The sequence below is a fragment of the Pandoraea iniqua genome, assembly GCF_902459685.1.
Lineage (GTDB): Bacteria > Pseudomonadota > Gammaproteobacteria > Burkholderiales > Burkholderiaceae > Pandoraea > Pandoraea iniqua.
Map to the genome: position 1 here is coordinate 1,155,815 of NZ_CABPSF010000001.1, position 15,980 is coordinate 1,171,794.

The 15,980-nt window shown below is 63.2% G+C and carries 13 protein-coding genes and 1 pseudogene; 12 read left to right on the forward strand and 2 right to left on the reverse strand.

Annotation, left to right across the window (positions count from 1 at the left end; genetic code table 11):
* The first annotated feature begins 5 nt into the window (after positions 1-5).
* The 3 genes from PIN31009_RS05090 to PIN31009_RS05100 all read left to right on the forward strand — a co-directional run bounded on the left by PIN31009_RS05090 (position 6) and on the right by PIN31009_RS05100 (position 4,561).
* Entirely contained in the window at positions 6-2,450 is a 2,445-nt protein-coding gene (locus PIN31009_RS05090) for a 3-hydroxyacyl-CoA dehydrogenase/enoyl-CoA hydratase family protein (RefSeq protein ID WP_150683264.1), read from the forward strand.
* A 17-nt stretch (positions 2,451-2,467) separates the two neighbouring features.
* Positions 2,468-3,667 carry an acetyl-CoA C-acyltransferase gene (locus PIN31009_RS05095; RefSeq protein ID WP_058377423.1) on the forward strand — a complete coding sequence of 400 codons (1,200 nt, stop codon included), beginning with the start codon at positions 2,468-2,470 and terminating at the stop codon, positions 3,665-3,667.
* A gap of 126 nt (positions 3,668-3,793) precedes the next feature.
* Entirely contained in the window at positions 3,794-4,561 is a 768-nt protein-coding gene (locus tag PIN31009_RS05100; protein ID WP_150683266.1) for an enoyl-CoA hydratase, read from the forward strand.
* A gap of 23 nt (positions 4,562-4,584) precedes the next feature.
* On the opposite strand, the gene PIN31009_RS05105 is transcribed toward PIN31009_RS05100, so the two are convergent.
* Positions 4,585-5,004, reverse strand: coding sequence for an acyl-CoA thioesterase (locus PIN31009_RS05105; RefSeq protein WP_150683267.1), 420 nt, complete (start codon positions 5,002-5,004; stop codon positions 4,585-4,587).
* A gap of 206 nt (positions 5,005-5,210) precedes the next feature.
* Between PIN31009_RS05105 and PIN31009_RS05110 the strand changes: the two genes are divergently transcribed.
* The 7 genes from PIN31009_RS05110 (at position 5,211) to PIN31009_RS05140 (ending at position 12,942) form a co-directional block, all read left to right on the forward strand.
* The gene (locus PIN31009_RS05110) at positions 5,211-7,133 is read left to right on the forward strand and encodes an ABCB family ABC transporter ATP-binding protein/permease (RefSeq protein WP_150789515.1); all 1,923 of its coding nucleotides are present in this window, start codon (positions 5,211-5,213) and stop codon (positions 7,131-7,133) included.
* Positions 7,134-7,227: 94 nt separating this feature from the next.
* On the forward strand, positions 7,228-8,184 hold the full coding sequence (locus PIN31009_RS05115) for a LysR family transcriptional regulator (RefSeq protein ID WP_058377427.1): 957 nt from the start codon (positions 7,228-7,230) through the stop codon (positions 8,182-8,184).
* Between the two features lie 144 nt (positions 8,185-8,328).
* A complete protein-coding gene (locus tag PIN31009_RS05120; RefSeq protein WP_058377428.1) occupies positions 8,329-9,618 on the forward strand; it encodes a Glu/Leu/Phe/Val family dehydrogenase in 1,290 nt (429 codons plus the stop codon).
* A 165-nt stretch (positions 9,619-9,783) separates the two neighbouring features.
* On the forward strand, positions 9,784-10,692 hold the full coding sequence (locus PIN31009_RS05125) for a glutamate/aspartate ABC transporter substrate-binding protein (protein ID WP_150683270.1): 909 nt from the start codon (positions 9,784-9,786) through the stop codon (positions 10,690-10,692).
* Positions 10,693-10,799: 107 nt separating this feature from the next.
* Positions 10,800-11,540, forward strand: coding sequence for an amino acid ABC transporter permease (locus PIN31009_RS05130; RefSeq protein ID WP_150683271.1), 741 nt, complete (start codon positions 10,800-10,802; stop codon positions 11,538-11,540).
* Complete coding sequence (gene gltK / locus PIN31009_RS05135; protein WP_150683272.1) at positions 11,540-12,220, forward strand: glutamate/aspartate ABC transporter permease GltK; 681 nt, start codon at positions 11,540-11,542, stop codon at positions 12,218-12,220. Before PIN31009_RS05130 ends, gltK begins: the two co-directional genes overlap by 1 nt.
* Positions 12,217-12,942 (forward strand): amino acid ABC transporter ATP-binding protein, encoded by a 726-nt coding sequence (locus tag PIN31009_RS05140; RefSeq protein ID WP_150683273.1) that lies wholly within the window; start codon positions 12,217-12,219, stop codon positions 12,940-12,942. Before gltK ends, PIN31009_RS05140 begins: the two co-directional genes overlap by 4 nt.
* A gap of 139 nt (positions 12,943-13,081) precedes the next feature.
* On the opposite strand, the gene PIN31009_RS05145 is transcribed toward PIN31009_RS05140, so the two are convergent.
* A complete protein-coding gene (locus PIN31009_RS05145) occupies positions 13,082-13,912 on the reverse strand; it encodes a class II glutamine amidotransferase (RefSeq protein ID WP_058377433.1) in 831 nt (276 codons plus the stop codon).
* 174 nt (positions 13,913-14,086) lie between these two features.
* Here PIN31009_RS05145 and pyrC point away from each other — a divergent pair, with 174 nt between their 5' ends.
* Positions 14,087-15,124 carry a dihydroorotase gene (gene pyrC / locus PIN31009_RS05150; protein ID WP_058377434.1) on the forward strand — a complete coding sequence of 346 codons (1,038 nt, stop codon included), beginning with the start codon at positions 14,087-14,089 and terminating at the stop codon, positions 15,122-15,124.
* Positions 15,125-15,139: 15 nt separating this feature from the next.
* Positions 15,140-15,895 (forward strand): annotated as a pseudogene (locus PIN31009_RS05155) (DUF3025 domain-containing protein); the annotation flags it as partial.
* Positions 15,896-15,980: the final 85 nt, after the last annotated feature.

Consider the following 15,980-nt stretch of genomic DNA (forward strand, 5'->3'; position numbering starts at 1 on the left):
TCACCGTGAGTCAAACCAACAAACCCCTGGTCGTTCGCAAGGTAGCCGTGCTCGGCGCCGGCGTGATGGGCGCGCAGATTGCCGCTCATCTGGTCAATGCGAAAGTGCCTGTCGTGCTGTTCGATCTGCCGGCCAAAGAAGGCCCGAAAAACGGCATCGTGCTGCGCGCCATCGACGGCCTGAAGAAGCTGAGCCCCGCGCCGTTCGCCGATAAGGCCGACGCGCAATACATCGAAGCCGCCAACTACGAAGACGACCTCGAAAAGCTGGCCGGTTGCGACGTCGTGATCGAAGCGATCGCCGAGCGCATGGACTGGAAGCACGACCTGTACAAGAAGGTCGCTCCGCATCTGGCCAAGCACGCGATCTTCGCGTCGAACACGTCGGGCCTGTCGATCACCGAACTCTCGGAAGGTTTCGACGCGGAGTTGAAGGCGCGCTTTTGCGGTGTGCACTTCTTCAACCCGCCGCGCTACATGCATCTGGTTGAGCTGATCCCGACCGCCACCACGGCGCCGGCGATTCTCGACCAGCTCGAAACGTTCCTCACCTCCACGCTCGGCAAGGGTGTGGTGCGCGCGAAGGACACGCCGAACTTCATCGCCAACCGTGTCGGTGTCTTCTCGATTCTGGCGGTGTTTGCCGAAGCGCAGAAGTACGGCATCCCGTTCGACGTTGTCGACGACCTGACCGGCAGCAAGCTGGGCCGCGCCAAGTCGGCCACGTTCCGCACCGCCGATGTGGTCGGTCTGGACACGATGGCGCACGTCATCAAGACGATGCAGGACGGCCTCAAGGACGACCCGTTCGCACCGACCTACGCTACGCCGCCCGTGCTGAAAGCACTGGTGGAGAAGGGCGCACTGGGTCAGAAGACCGGCGCGGGTTTCTACAAGAAGGAAGGCAAGGTCATCAAGGTGCTCGACCCGCAATCGGGCGAGTACGTCGAGTCGGGCAAGAAGGCCGACGAGATGGTCGTGCGCATTCTGAAGAAGGCCCCGGCCGAGCGCCTGCGCCTGCTGCGCGAATCGACCAACCCGCAGGCGCAGTTCCTGTGGGCCGTGTTCCGCGACGTGTTCCACTACATCGGCGTGTATCTCGACCAGATCGCCGACAACGCGCGTGAAGTCGACTTCGCCATTCGCTGGGGCTTCGGCTGGACCACCGGCCCGTTCGAAGACTGGCAAGCCGCCGGCTGGAAGGACGTGGCCCAGTGGGTCAAGGAAGACATCGACGCGGGCAAGGCCCTGTCGAACGCCCCGCTGCCCGCTTGGGTGACGAGCGGCAAGGTCGCCGAAGCCGGTGGTGTTCACACGGCCGAAGGCTCGTACGCCCCCGCCAAGGACGCCTTTGTGCCGCGCAGCACGCTGCCGGTGTACCAGCGTCAGGTGTTCCCGGCGGCGCTCGTCGGCGAAGCCGGCAACGACCCGCGCAAGTTCGGCAAGACGATCGAAGAGAACGACGCCGTGCGTCTGTGGGTCGACGAGACCCCGGGTCAGGACGACGTGCTCATCGTCTCGTTCAAGTCGAAGATGAACACGATCGGACCGGCCGTCATCGACGGTCTGGTGCGCGCCATCGATCTGGCCGAGGAGCAATATCGCGGTGTCGTCGTGTGGCAACCGACGTCGCTCAAGCTCGGCGCGCCGGGCGGTCCGTTCTCCGCCGGTGCCGATCTGGAAGCCGCCATGCCGGCCTTCATGATGGGCGGCGCGAAGGGTATCGAGCCGTTCATCAAGAAATTCCAAGACGGCATGATGCGTGTGAAGTACGCGCAGGTGCCGGTCGTCTCCGCCGTCTCGGGCATCGCCCTCGGCGGTGGCTGCGAACTGCTGCTGCATAGCGCCAAGCGCGTGGCGGCCCTCGAGAGCTACATCGGTCTGGTGGAAGTCGGCGTGGGCCTCGTGCCGGCCGGCGGCGGTCTGAAGGAAGCCGCGATTCGTGCGGCCGAAGCAGCCACCGCAGCAGGCAGCGTCCAGTATCTGCAATTCGTCACCAAGTCGTTCACTAACGCCGCCATGGCGAAGGTCTCGGCGTCGGCGATCGATGCGCGCGACATGGGCTACCTGAAGCCGTCGGACACCATCGTCTACAACGTGCACGAGCTGCTGTCGGTCGCCCGTAACGAAGCCCGCGCGCTGTCGCTGGCCGGATACCGCCCGCCGCTCAAGCCGGCCGGCATTCCGGTGGCAGGCCGTTCGGGCGTGTCGACGATCAAGGCGCAACTGGTCAACATGCGCGACGGCAACTTCATCTCGGCGCACGACTTCCTGATCGCCTCGCGTATCGCGGAAGCCGTGTGCGGCGGTGACGTGGAAGCCGGTAGTCTGGTGAACGAAGAATGGCTGCTGGCGCTCGAGCGTCGCGCCTTCATCGAAATGCTGGGCACGTCGAAGTCCCAGGAACGCATCATGGGCATGCTGCAAACCGGCAAGCCGGTGCGCAACTAAGCCGATCGGAGACTGACATGAGCAAACAACTGCAAGACGCCTACATCGTTGCCGCCACGCGCGCCCCGATCGGCAAGGCACCGAAGGGCAGCTACAAGAACACCCGTCCGGACGACCTGCTCGCGACGATTCTCAAGAGCGCGCTCGCTCAGGTGCCCGATCTCGATCCGAAAGTGATCGAAGACGCGATCATCGGTTGCGCCATTCCCGAAGCCCAGCAGGGCCTGAACGTGGCGCGTATCGGTGCGCTGCTCTCGGGGCTGCCGAACACGGTCGGTGGTGTGACGGTCAACCGTTTCTGCGCCTCTGGCCTGACGGCACTCGCGATGGCGGCCGACCGCATTCGTGTGGGTGAAGCCGACGCGATGTTCGCCGGCGGCATCGAAAGCATGAGCATGGTGCCGATGATGGGCAACACGCCGTCGCTCTCGCCGTCGATCTTCGAGCGCGACGAGAACGTGGGCATTGCCTACGGCATGGGTCTGACCGCCGAGAAGGTGGCGCAGCAGTGGAAGGTCTCGCGCGAAGCGCAGGACGCCTTCGCACTGGCCTCGCACCAGAAGGCGATCGCTGCGCAGCAACGCGGTGAGTTCACGAACGAAATCACGCCGATCGAGATCGTCGAACGTTTCCCGAATCTCGCCACCGGTGAAGTGTCGATCAAGACGCGTACGCTGTCGCTCGACGAAGGTCCGCGCCCGGATACGACGATCGAAGGCCTCGCCAAGCTGCGTCCGGTGTTCGCCAACAAGGGCTCGGTCACGGCCGGCAACAGCTCGCAGACCTCGGACGGTGCCGGTGCACTGCTCGTCGTGAGCGAGAAGATCCTCAAGCAATTCAATCTCACGCCGCTCGCGCGTTTCGTGTCGTTCGCCGTGCGCGGCGTGCCGCCCGAAATCATGGGCATCGGCCCCAAGGAAGCCATTCCGGCGGCGCTGCGTGCCGCAGGCCTCAAGCAGTCGGACATGGACTGGATCGAGTTGAACGAAGCGTTCGCCGCACAGGCGCTCGCCGTGATTCAGGATCTGGATCTCGACACCAGCCGCGTCAATCCGATGGGCGGCGCCATTGCGCTGGGCCACCCGCTGGGTGCCACCGGTGCGGTGCGTGCGGCTACGGTCGTGCATGCTCTGCGCCGTCACAACCTGAAGTACGGGATGGTGTCGATGTGCGTGGGCACGGGCATGGGCGCAGCGGGGATCATCGAGCGCATGTAAGGACGGGGACCGGACAGGCAAGTGACCGGTCATCGGGCGCCGGGGTGTGGATCGCGTAGTGCGCGTATCTGCCCCCGGCGTTTGTCATAAGACGAACGCGACATTCAGGATCAGGAGACAGTGGAGATGGACGACGTATTGGTGCAACGCCAAGGCGCGGTGCAGGTGCTGACCTTCAACCGTGCGCACAAGAAAAACGCGATCACCGCCGAGATGTATCAGGCGCTCGCCGATGGGCTGGCCGAGGCGGATGCCGATCCTGCCATTCGCGTGATCCTGATTCAGGGGCAGCCGGAGGCATTCTCGGCCGGCAACGATCTCGAAGACTTCCTGAAGCACCCGCCGAAGGACGACGACGCGCCCGTGTTCCAGTTTCTGCGCCAGATCAGTCAGGCGACCAAGCCGATCGTGGCAGCGGTGGCGGGCAACGCCGTGGGTGTCGGCACGACGATGCTGCTGCACTGCGATGTAGTGTATGCCGCCGAGACGGCTCGCTTCTCGCTGCCGTTCTCGCAGTTGGCACTGGTGCCGGAAGCCGCGTCGAGCTGGCTGTTGCCGCGCGTGGCGGGCTATCACCGCGCCGCCGAGAAGCTGCTGTTCGGTGAGCCGTTCGACGTGAATGAAGCCGTAGCGATGGGGTTTGTGAACCGGATCGTACCGGCGGCCGAACTGGGGGAATTTGCGGCGAAGCGTGCAGCGCAACTGGCCGCCATGCCGGCGGGCTCGCTGCGGGTGACCAAGCAACTGATGAAGGGCGACAGCGCGCGCGACGTGCAGGAGCGCATTCGCGACGAGGCGCTGGAATTTGGCAAACGCCTGCTGTCTCCCGAAGCGCGCGAGGCATTCACCGCCTTCTTCGAGAAACGCAAGCCGGATTTCAGTCAGTTTTCGTAATTCGTAACTCGTAAAGCGGGCGTTCAGCCCAGCGTTTCGAGCTTGGGCAACTGGCGGGGGCGGCGGTCCTCGTCGGTGGCCACGTAGGTGACCATGGCCTCGGTCACCTTCACGATCTCGTGCGACAGGCGCATGCGCTGTGCATAGGCCTCGACGTAGACGGTAATCGACGTATTGCCGGTCTTGACGATCTTCGCGTAGAAACTCAGCAGATCGCCGACGAACACCGGCTGTTTGAACAGGAACGAGTTGACGGCAATCGTTGCCACACGGCCGTTGGCGCGTTGCGCGGCGGGAATCGAGCCGGCAATGTCGACCTGCGACATGATCCAGCCGCCGAACACGTCGCCATGGGCATTGGCGTCGGCGGGCATCGGCATCACGCGCAACGCCAGTTCTTTTTCGTCGGGCAGGGCCGTCAGGGCAGGGGAAGGGGTACTCATGGGGTTCCTTGCGTGAGCCAAAAAGCGGGAAAACTCGGGAACACCCCGTCAGACGGGGCATTCGAGGAGCGCTCCCTAGGGAGACGCCCGCCCGGCGCTGGCTCAGCATGAGACGCCGGGTTCTGCGAAAATACGCCATTGACGATTTTAGCGGAAAGCCCCCCACCGGACCTGTTGCCCGGGCCGGACCCCGCCCCCACAGCATCATGAGACGTTTTACTCCGGCCGAGCCTGCGCCGGCGGCGGCGAATGCCCCGAACGCAAAGAACCTTCCGAAGAAGCCGCGCAACGACTGGCAGGTGCTCAAGTCGCTGCTGCCGTACCTGCTCGAGTTCCGCGGGCGGGTAACGCTCGCCTTGTCGTGCCTGATTCTGGCCAAGGTGGCCAACCTCGGCGTGCCGATTCTGATGAAGCACATCGTCGACGCGCTGGGGCCGGTGGCTACGCTCTCCGCGACCGCCCGTGCCACCGCTGACCCGGCGCTGATCGTGGTGGGCGGGCTGGGCATGCTGGTGATCGCCTACGGGGTGGTGCGCCTGTCCACGTCGCTCTTTACCGAACTGCGGGAAATTCTGTTCTCGAAGGTGACGGAAAGCGCCGTGCGCCAAGTGGCGCTCAGGGTGTTCCGCCATCTGCACGCGCTCTCGCTGCGCTTCCATCTGGAGCGCCAGACCGGGGGCATGAGCCGCGACATCGAGCGGGGCACGCGCGGCATCCAGTCGATGATTTCGTACTCGCTGTACAGCATTCTGCCCACGCTCATCGAAGTGGCGCTGGTGCTCGGCTTCTTCGTCGTGCGCTATGACGCGTTCTATGCGCTGGTGACGCTCGCGGCCCTCGTGTTCTACATCGCGTTCACGGTGAAGGTGACCGAGTGGCGCACGCACTTCCGCCGCACGATGAACGAGCTCGATTCGAAGGCTAACGCGCGCGCCATCGATTCGCTCATCAACTACGAGACGGTGAAGTACTTCGGCAACGAGGCGTTCGAGACCGAGCGCTACGACGAGAATCTGAAGCGCTATCGTGCGGCGGCCATCCGCTCGCAGAATTCGCTTTCCGTGCTCAACTTCGGGCAGCAGGTGATCATTGCCACCGGGCTGATCCTGATTCTGTGGCACGCCACGCAGGGCGTGATGAGCGGCAGGATGACGCTGGGCGATCTGGTGCTGGTCAACACGTTCATGTTGCAGCTCTATATCCCGCTGAATTTCCTCGGCGTGATCTATCGCGAACTCAAGCAGGCCATGACGGACATGGACCGCATGTTCACGCTGCTCGACGTCAACCGCGAAGTGGCCGACCCGCCCGGTGCGCCCGCGCTGATCTGCACCGGCGGCACGGTGAGCTTCGAACACGTGAATTTCGGCTACGAGACGACGCGCCAGATTCTGCACGACGTGGATTTCACCATCGCCGCAGGCACGACCACAGCGGTCGTGGGCCACAGCGGCTCGGGCAAATCGACGCTCTCGCGTTTGCTGTTCCGCTTCTATGACGTGGGCTTCCCCGGCACCACGGCGGGGCGCATCACCATCGACGGGCAGGATATTCGCGACGTCACGCAAGACTCGCTGCGGGCCGCTATCGGCATCGTGCCGCAGGACACCGTGCTGTTCAACGACACGATCTACTACAACATCGCTTACGGGAATCCGTCGGCCTCGCGCGATCAGGTCATTGCGGCGGCGCGCGCGGCGCATATTCACGACTTCATCGAGAGCCTGCCGGCGGGCTATGAGTCGATGGTCGGCGAGCGCGGGCTCAAGCTCTCCGGCGGTGAAAAGCAACGCGTCGCGATCGCCCGCACGATTCTGAAGAATCCGCACATTCTGATCTTCGATGAAGCGACGTCGGCGCTCGATTCGCGCTCGGAGCAGGCGATTCAGACGGAATTGCGCAATATTGCCCGCGAGCGCACCACGCTCGTGATTGCGCACCGGCTTTCCACGGTCGTGCACGCGGCGCAGATCATCGTGCTCGACAAGGGCCGCATCGTCGAGCGTGGCACGCACGACGAACTGCTGCACGCCGAAGGGCTGTACGCGCAGATGTGGGCGCTGCAACAACAGCGGCGTGGCGGTGAGGGCGACGCCGAGGCCTCGCACTTCGCGACGGTGGTGTCCTGAGCGGCCGACGGCCCACCGTTGGGTGCGGCTCTGTCGCACGCGCGTCCGATTGAGTAGACTAGCGCGCTGACACCGTCAGCCCCGGGGGCTCCGCATGGAAATCAAATGGCTCGAAGACTTCGTGTCGCTCGCCAAGACGCACAGTTTCAGCCGCTCGGCCGAGTTGCGCCATGTGACGCAGCCCGCCTTTTCGCGCCGCATTCAGGCCCTCGAGGCGTGGCTCGGCAGTGAGCTGATCGACCGGTCGAGCTACCCGACCCGGCTCACCCCTGCCGGTGAAGTCTTCTACGAGCAGGCGCTCGCGTTGCTCTCGCAGGCGCAGGAAGCACGGGCCTTGCTGCGCGAGCAACGGTCTGCCGACCACTCGGTGCTCGACTTCGCCGTGCCGCACACGTTGTCGATGACGTTCTTCCCACGCTGGCTCAAGACGCTGGAAAAGCGGCTGGGTCTGCTGCGCACCCGTCTGCGGGCGCTCAACGTGCACGATGCTGCGATGTCGCTGACCGACGGCGGCTGCGACCTGCTCATGTGCTACTACCATCCCAGCCAGCCGTTGCAGCTCGACGTGGCGCGCTACGAGATGGTCGTGCTCGGCAGCGAGCGCTTCAGCCCCTACAGCGCGCCGACGCCGCAAAAGCGGGCGCGCTTCAAGCTCCCCGGCACGGCGGAAGCGCCGGTGCCTTATCTGGCCTACACATCGAATGCTTACCTCGGGCGCATGGCCGACCTGCTGGTGGGCGACACGACCAGCCCGCCTCATTTCGACAAGGTCTACGAGACCGACATGGCCGAGGCCCTCAAGGCCATGGTGCTGGCCGGGCATGGCGTGGCGTTTCTGCCGGAAAGCGCCGTGGTCGACTCGGTCGCCCGCGAGGAACTGATCGACCTCGCGCCACCGGGCAAGACCGCCGCGCCGTGGCATCTCGATATGGAAATCCGGCTCTATCGTGACCGTCTGGCCTATGCCGACGCCAGCAACCGCCGCGAGAAGGCCAAGCGCGAAGCTGTCGAGGCGTTCTGGCAGGCCGTGCGCGATCAGGTCAAAGGGTGAGATTTGTAATCTATGCACGAAACGCATAGATGCATGTTTATTCGGCATTGGATTGTTCTTTGCGGCTCTAGGTAAAGTGCCTGCCATTCGTGTCGCAAGCACGGTGTGTGCGTGCGGCGCTGATTGAAGCCGGAGAATCCAGAGATGTCTCAATCGTCACAACACGCCTTGCCTTCCTACCTCCAAGCCGATGATCTCGGCCCCTGGGGCAACTATCTTCAACAGGTCGACCGCGTTACGCCCTATCTGGGCAACCTTTCGCGTTGGGTCGAAACCCTCAAGCGCCCGAAGCGCATCCTGATCGTCGACTGCCCGATCGAACTCGATAACGGCACCATCGCCCACTTCGAGGGCTATCGCGTCCAGCACAACACCTCGCGCGGTCCCGGCAAGGGCGGTGTGCGTTTCCACCAAGACGTCACGCTCTCCGAAGTCATGGCCCTGTCGGCCTGGATGTCGGTCAAGAACGCGGCAGTGAACGTGCCCTACGGCGGCGCCAAGGGTGGCATCCGTGTCGACCCGCGTAAGCTCTCGCGCGGCGAACTCGAGCGCCTGACGCGTCGTTACACCAGCGAAATCAACATCATCATCGGGCCGACGAAGGACATTCCGGCACCGGACGTCAACACGAATGAGCAAATCATGGCGTGGATGATGGACACGTACTCGATGAACGAGGGCTCCACGGCCACGGGCGTCGTGACCGGCAAGCCGATCTCGCTGGGTGGCTCGCTGGGCCGTCGCGAAGCGACCGGCCGCGGCGTGTTCGTGGTGAGCTGCGAGTCGGCCCGCCGTCTGGGCATGGACGTGCGCGGTTCGCGCGTGATCGTGCAGGGCTTCGGCAACGTGGGCGGCATTGCGGCCCGCCTGTTCGCAGAAGCCGGCGCGCATGTCATCGGCGTGCAAGATCACACCGGTACGATCTACAAGTCGGACGGCCTCGATGTGCCGAACCTGCTCAAGCACGTGGCCGAAACCGGCGGCGTGGGCGGTTTCCCGGCGGCCGAGACCATCAAGGACGACGAATTCTGGTCGCTCGACTGCGAATTCCTGATCCCGGCGGCGCTGGAGAACCAGATCACCGAGAAGAACGCCGACAAGATTCGTGCGAAGGTCGTGGTGGAAGGCGCCAACGGCCCGACCACGACGGCAGCCGACGACATTCTGCGTGCCAAGAACATTCTGGTTGTGCCCGATGTGGTGGCCAACGCCGGGGGTGTTACTGTGTCGTACTTCGAATGGGTGCAGGACTTCTCGAGCTTCTTCTGGACCGAGGAAGAGATCAACCACCGCCTGGAGCGCATCATGCGCGAAGCCTTCGACGGCGTGTGGCACGTGGCGCAGGAACATTCGGTGTCGCTGCGTACGGCGGCATTCATTGTGGCGTGTAGCCGTATCCTGCAAGCGCGCGAGATGCGCGGCCTGTACCCCTGATCTGGCGGTGCTTTTGCTCTAAGTAGTAATACGCACTAATGCGTAAAAAACGAATGTTCGGGGCGAAATGCGTCAAAAAAGACGTACGTTCCGAACATTCGAGAATAAAAAAACTGGCAATTGCAGTGCTAAAATGCATTCGTTTTGTGCCAAGGAGACCAAGGAATGACCCTCTCGAAAATTGCATTGGCGTTGTGTTGTGTGGGCCTGATGGCAGGTGCTGCACAAGCGCAGGAAAGCGGTACGCTCAAGAAGATCAAGGACACCGGCGTGATTTCGCTGGGTAACCGGGAGTCGTCGATCCCGTTCTCGTTCTATGACAACAACCATAATGTCGTTGGTTACGCGAACGATGTCGCGATGGCCATCGTCGATGAAGTCAAGAAAGAACTGAAGCTCACGAAGCTCGACGCGAAGCAGACCCCGATCACGTCGCAGAACCGTATTCCGCTGGTGCAAAACGGCACGATCGATATCGAGTGCGGTTCGACCACCAACAATGCCGAGCGTCAGAAGCAAGCGGCATTCTCGAACACCTTCTTCATCATCGGTACGCGCCTGCTGACCAAGAACAGCTCGGGCGTGAAGGATTTCGACGATCTGAAGGGCAAGAACGTCGTGACCACCGCCGGTACGACCTCTGAGCGTCTGCTGCGTCAGATGAATCAGGACAAGAACATGGGCATGAACATCATCAGCGCGAAGGATCACGGCGAGGCAGCAATCACGCTGCATCAAGGCCGTGCCGTTGCGTTCATGATGGACGACGCCCTGCTCGCCGGTGAGCGCGCCAAGTTCAAGGATGCCAAGGACTACACCATCGTCGGCAAGCCGCAATCGTACGAAGCGTATGGCTGCATGATGCGCAAGGACGATCCGGGCTTCAAGAAGGTGGTGGACACGGCTGTGGCCAACTACCAGAAGTCGGGCAAGGCGTTCGCGGACTACAAGAAGTGGTTCCAGTCGCCGATCCCCGCGTTGAACGGCACGAACATGGACTTCCCGCCGTCGGCTGAAATGGCCGCACTGTGGAAGGCGCCGAACGACAGCGCTGACGTGACGCCGGCCAAGTAAGCCTCATGGCTTGCAGCAACGCTGAGCATGATCAGTAAGTAATGCCGAAGCGGAAGGAGTCATCCTTCCGCTTCTTTTTAAGCAAGACAAGTAGAAAAGGGGAGATCATGGCTCTCGGTCTCGATTTCAGTTTTTTCTTCCAGCCGGTAGCGACCGGTGAGAACAGCACCTACTTCGGGTGGCTGCTCTCGGGCTTCAAGCTCACGCTTGAAGTCGGCCTCGGCGGCTGGATCATCGCGTTGATCGTCGGCTCCGTGCTCGGCGTGATGCGCACCGTTCCCAATAAGTGGATTTCGGGCTTCGCGGCGGGGTACGTCGAGCTGTTCCGGAACATCCCGTTGCTGGTGCAGTTGTTCTTCTGGTATTACGTGGCACCCGACTTCCTGCCGGAAGCCGTCCGCCAGTGGCTGTTCTCGCTCAATCCGGCGAACGTCTCGCTGCTCACCGGTGTGGTTGGCCTGGGCCTCTTTACGGCTGCCCGGGTGTGTGAACAGGTGCGTTCCGGTATCAATTCGCTGCCCAAGGGTCAGAAGAATGCCGGTCTGGCCATGGGGCTCACGCTGCCGCAGACGTACCGTTTCGTACTGCTGCCGGTGGCTTTCCGTGTGGTGATCCCGCCGATTACCTCGGAATTCGTCAACATCTTCAAAAACTCGGCCGTGATCTCGACAGTGAACCTGCTCGAACTGACCGGCCAGGGCAAGCAGCTGATCGACTACACGGCCCATAGCTACGAGTCGTTCATCGCCGTGACGGTTGCCTACATGATCATCAACATCGTCGTGCTCACGTTCATGCGTTGGCTCGAATCGAAGACCCGCCTGCCGGGCTACATCGGGGGCAAATAATGGGTGAGATCTTCGCTTGGGGCGGCGTGGTAGACGCGTGGCCCCTGTTGGTCAAGGGCATGGTCACCACGTTGCAGATCACGGCGCTCGCCGTGATCGTGGGCATCGTGTGGGGCACGTTGCTCGCGATGATGCGTCTGTCGGGCGTGGCGGTGCTGAAGTGGTTCGCGGATCTGTACGTGAACGTGTTCCGCTCGATCCCGCTGCTGATGGTGCTGCTGTGGTTCTTCCTGATCGTGCCGCAGGTGCTGCGCTCGTTGCTCGACGTGCCGCCCACGTGGGACATCCGGATGGTCTCGGCGCTCGTCGCCTTCTCGCTGTTTGAAGCAGCGTATTATTCGGAAATCATTCGCGCCGGTATTCAGAGCGTGTCGCGCGGCCAGCTCTCGGCAGCGTCGGCGCTCGGGATGTCGTACTGGCAGGCAATGGGTCTCGTGGTGCTGCCGCAGGCCTTCCGGAACATGGTGCCGTTGCTGCTGACGCAGGGCATCATCTTGTTCCAGGATACGTCGCTCGTGTACGCGATCGCCCTGTCCGATTTCTTCGGCATGGCGTATCAGGTGGGGCAGCGCGACGGTAGTTTGCCTGCAATGATTGTGTTTGCCGGGGCGGTCTACTTTGTGATCTGCTTCACGGTTTCGATGTTGGTTAAACGTCTTCAAAAGAGGTTGGCGAAATGATTTCCCTCAAAAACGTCTCCAAGTGGTACGGCCAGTTCCAGGTGCTCACGGACTGTTCCACTGAAGTCAAGAAGGGTGAAGTCGTGGTGGTGTGCGGCCCGTCGGGTTCGGGCAAGTCCACGCTCATCAAGACCGTCAACGGTCTCGAGCCGATCCAGCAAGGCGAGATCATCGTCGATGGCACCTCGGTCGCAGACCCCAAGACGAACCTGGCCAAGCTCCGCTCGCGCGTGGGCATGGTGTTCCAGCACTTCGAACTGTTCCCGCATCTGTCGATCACCGAAAACCTGACGCTCGCGCAGATCAAGGTGCTCGGCCGCCGCAAGGACGAAGCCACCGACAAGGGTCTGAAGCTGCTTGAGCGCGTTGGCCTGAAGGCCCATGCGCACAAGTTCCCGGGCCAGCTGTCGGGCGGTCAGCAGCAGCGTGTCGCGATTGCCCGTGCCCTGTGCATGGACCCGATCGCCATGTTGTTCGACGAGCCGACGTCGGCACTCGATCCGGAAATGATTAACGAAGTGCTCGACGTGATGGTCGAACTGGCGCATGAAGGCATGACCATGATGGTGGTCACGCACGAAATGGGCTTCGCCAAGAAGGTGGCCAATCGCGTGATCTTCATGGATCAGGGCCTGATCGTCGAAGACGACAAGAAGGAAGAGTTCTTCGAAAACCCGAAGTCGGATCGCGCCAAGGACTTCCTGGCCAAGATCCTGCACTGATCTCGGGGCAGGGCACGGCGCGTCAGCCCACGAAGCGACGCGCGGGTGCCCGGCTCGAAGGACTCGCAGAAATGAAAAAGCGTGCCCTCGGGCACGCTTTTTTTATGGGCACTCGGCACACACGGTGTGCGCCAGAGGCTTACTGGCAGGCGGTGTTCTGTGCGTTGCGCAGGCGCACCGCTTCCGGAATCGGGACGACGGCGCGCTGCGTCGGGGCGCCGTTTTCGAACAGAATCAGCTCGCCCGGCTCGAAGGTCGTCCAGACTTCGTTGTCGGTCAGCGGCACCGTCGCGATGACGGCCACGCGGTCGGCCGGCGTCGTGAACTTGGCGAAGTCGATTTCCCAGTCGGCGTCGATCAGGTGCGCCTTCGCGAACGGCCACTGACGGGCGATGAAGTGCAGCTTGGTCGAGCAGTGGGCGATCAGGGCCTGTCCGTTCGAGAGCACGAAGTTGAACACGCCATGGCGGGTGATCGTTCGCGTGATGTCTTCGACGGCGTGGAACAGCTCGTCGAGCGGCGGCTGCGAACCGGGGAAGCGCTTGCGCAGGCCCTGCATGATGTCGCAGAAGGCGCGCTCGCTGTCGGTGGTGCCGACCGGCTGATACACGCCGGAGAGGAACGGGTCGTAGTCGTGCAGGTCGCCGTTGTGGGCGAAGATCCAGTGACGCCCCCACAGTTCGCGCTGGAACGGATGGCAGTTTTCCAGCTCAACGATGCCTTGCGTCGCTTTGCGGATATGCGCGATGACGTTTTTCGACTTGATGGGGTATTTCTTCACCAGTTCGGCGATGGGCGAATTGGCGGCGGCCTGATGGTCGATGAAGAGCCGGCAGGCCTTGTCTTCGAAGAAGGCGATACCCCAGCCGTCGGCATGATGGTCCGTGCCGCCCCCGCGCGCCGCAAAACCGGTAAATGAGAACGTAATGTCGGTCGGTTCTGCGCAATTCATTCCAAGCAGTTGGCACATGGGGCGGGCAAATCTCTGATTGGCAGCTCACGTCGTGTCAGTGCGCAGCTGCCGTTACAATATGGGGTTGCACAAGCATAGCACCGGCCCCTGTGCACGTACATTCCCGTCCTAAAAAGTTCGTCGCGCCGACGCCCCACCCGCCGGCACGGCCCCGCAGCCCCGGAACCGATCATGACTACCGAACTGACTATCACCCGTCCCGATGACTGGCACCTGCACGTGCGCGATGGCGCTGTGCTCAAGAGCGTGCTGCCCGACAGCGCCCGCCAGTTCGGCCGCGCGATCATCATGCCGAACCTCAAGCCGCCGGTCACCACCACCGAGCATGCTGCCGCCTACCGCGAGCGCATTCTGGCGGCACGCCCGGCCGGCAACACGTTCGAGCCGCTCATGACGTTGTATCTCACCGACAACACCCCGGGTGACGAGATCCGCCGCGCCAAGGCATCGGGCTTCGTGCACGGCGTGAAGCTCTACCCGGCAGGCGCCACGACCAATTCGGATGCCGGCGTGACCGATCTGGCCAAGTGCCGCGGCGCGCTCGAAGCCATGCAGGAAGTCGGCATGCCGCTGCTCGTGCACGGCGAAGTCACGAGTTCGGATATCGATATCTTCGATCGCGAAAAGGTCTTCATCGACCGCGTGATGAAGCCGCTGCGCCGTGATTTCCCGGCGCTCAAGGTAGTGTTCGAGCACATCACCACGAAGGATGCCGCCGAGTACGTCGCCGAGGCCGAAGGCCCCATCGGCGCGACGATCACCGCGCATCACCTGCTGTACAACCGCAATGCGATCTTCACCGGCGGTATCCGCCCGCATTACTACTGCCTGCCGGTGCTCAAGCGCGAAATCCACCGTGAAGCGCTGGTCAAGGCCGCCACGTCGGGCAGCGCGCGCTTCTTCCTGGGCACGGATAGCGCCCCGCACGCCCGTGGCGCGAAGGAAATGGCCTGCGGCTGCGCCGGTTGCTACACCGCGCTGCACGCCGTGGAGTTGTATGCGGAAGCGTTCGACAACGCCGGCGCGCTCGACAAGCTCGAAGGGTTTGCCAGCTTCCACGGCCCGGACTTCTACGAACTGCCGCGCAACGCCGACAAAATCACGCTGGTGCGCGAAGACTGGGAACTGCCGGCCGAGCTGCCGATGGGCGACGCGACCGTCGTGCCGCTGCGCGGTGGTGAGGTCATCGGCTGGAAGCTGAAGGGCTGAGGCAGGGCGTTGTAGATGTTGTCTGCGTTGCCCGTGACGACCCAGCCGCGCCCGGCGGATGTCTTGCCGGATATCGACTGGCCGCAACCGTGGTTTGCGGCGGTGAGGGCGCACGGGCAGGGCGCGCTCGCCAGCGGCGACTGGCGAGCGGCGTTGTCTTCGCAGGCGAGGGCGGCCGCTCAGGTCAGCGGGCACGGCAAGCCGTTGTGCTTCGTCGCACAAGCGGATTTGCCGGAGGGGACGGCTTACGAAGCGTTCATCGCCGCGACCGGCGGGGTGCCGACCCGCCCCAATCTGCATGACTTCTTCAATGCGCTGATCTGGCTGGCCTACCCGCGCAGCAAGGCGGCGCTCAACGCCCGGCAAGCCGCCGCCATCGCGTCCGATGGCGTGCAGGCCACCCGTGGGGCAACCCGCGACGCGGCGACGTTGTTCGACGAGAACGCCGTCGTCTTTGCCTGTAGCGACCCGGCATTGGGTGCTGCGCTGCGCGGCTTCGACTGGCAGACCCTGTTCGTCACGCGCCGTGCGGCGTGGGGCCGTGCCTGCGAGGTGCAGCCGTTCGGGCACGCTTTGCTGGAGAAGCTGGTCGCGCCCTATAAGGCGATCACTGCGCATGCATGGATTGTCGACGTTCCCTCCGCCTACTTCGACTGGTCGTCCGGCGAGCGCCGCGCTTGGCTGGATGCGGGGCTGGCGCCGGTATTGGCGGACGCCACGCTGTCTCCCCGCGATTTCGCCCCGTTGCCTGTGCTGGGCATCCCGGGGTGGTGGCCGGCGAGCGAGGATCCGGCCTTCTACGGCGACGTAGCGGTGTTTCGTCCCGGGCGGCGCGGCCCAGCGTCTGTGCGTGATA

Coding starts and splice junctions, on each gene's coding strand:
- PIN31009_RS05095 (WP_058377423.1), top strand. CDS start 2,468: ATGAGCAAACAACTGCAAGACGCCTACATCGTTGCCGCCACGCGCGCC.
- PIN31009_RS05115 (WP_058377427.1), top strand. CDS start 7,228: ATGGAAATCAAATGGCTCGAAGACTTCGTGTCGCTCGCCAAGACGCAC.
- PIN31009_RS05110 (WP_150789515.1), top strand. CDS start 5,211: ATGAGACGTTTTACTCCGGCCGAGCCTGCGCCGGCGGCGGCGAATGCC.
- PIN31009_RS05120 (WP_058377428.1), top strand. CDS start 8,329: ATGTCTCAATCGTCACAACACGCCTTGCCTTCCTACCTCCAAGCCGAT.
- pyrC (WP_058377434.1), top strand. CDS start 14,087: ATGACTACCGAACTGACTATCACCCGTCCCGATGACTGGCACCTGCAC.
- PIN31009_RS05145 (WP_058377433.1), bottom strand. CDS start 13,912: ATGTGCCAACTGCTTGGAATGAATTGCGCAGAACCGACCGACATTACG.
- PIN31009_RS05100 (WP_150683266.1), top strand. CDS start 3,794: ATGGACGACGTATTGGTGCAACGCCAAGGCGCGGTGCAGGTGCTGACC.
- gltK (WP_150683272.1), top strand. CDS start 11,540: ATGGGTGAGATCTTCGCTTGGGGCGGCGTGGTAGACGCGTGGCCCCTG.
- PIN31009_RS05130 (WP_150683271.1), top strand. CDS start 10,800: ATGGCTCTCGGTCTCGATTTCAGTTTTTTCTTCCAGCCGGTAGCGACC.
- PIN31009_RS05125 (WP_150683270.1), top strand. CDS start 9,784: ATGACCCTCTCGAAAATTGCATTGGCGTTGTGTTGTGTGGGCCTGATG.
- PIN31009_RS05105 (WP_150683267.1), bottom strand. CDS start 5,004: ATGAGTACCCCTTCCCCTGCCCTGACGGCCCTGCCCGACGAAAAAGAA.
- PIN31009_RS05140 (WP_150683273.1), top strand. CDS start 12,217: ATGATTTCCCTCAAAAACGTCTCCAAGTGGTACGGCCAGTTCCAGGTG.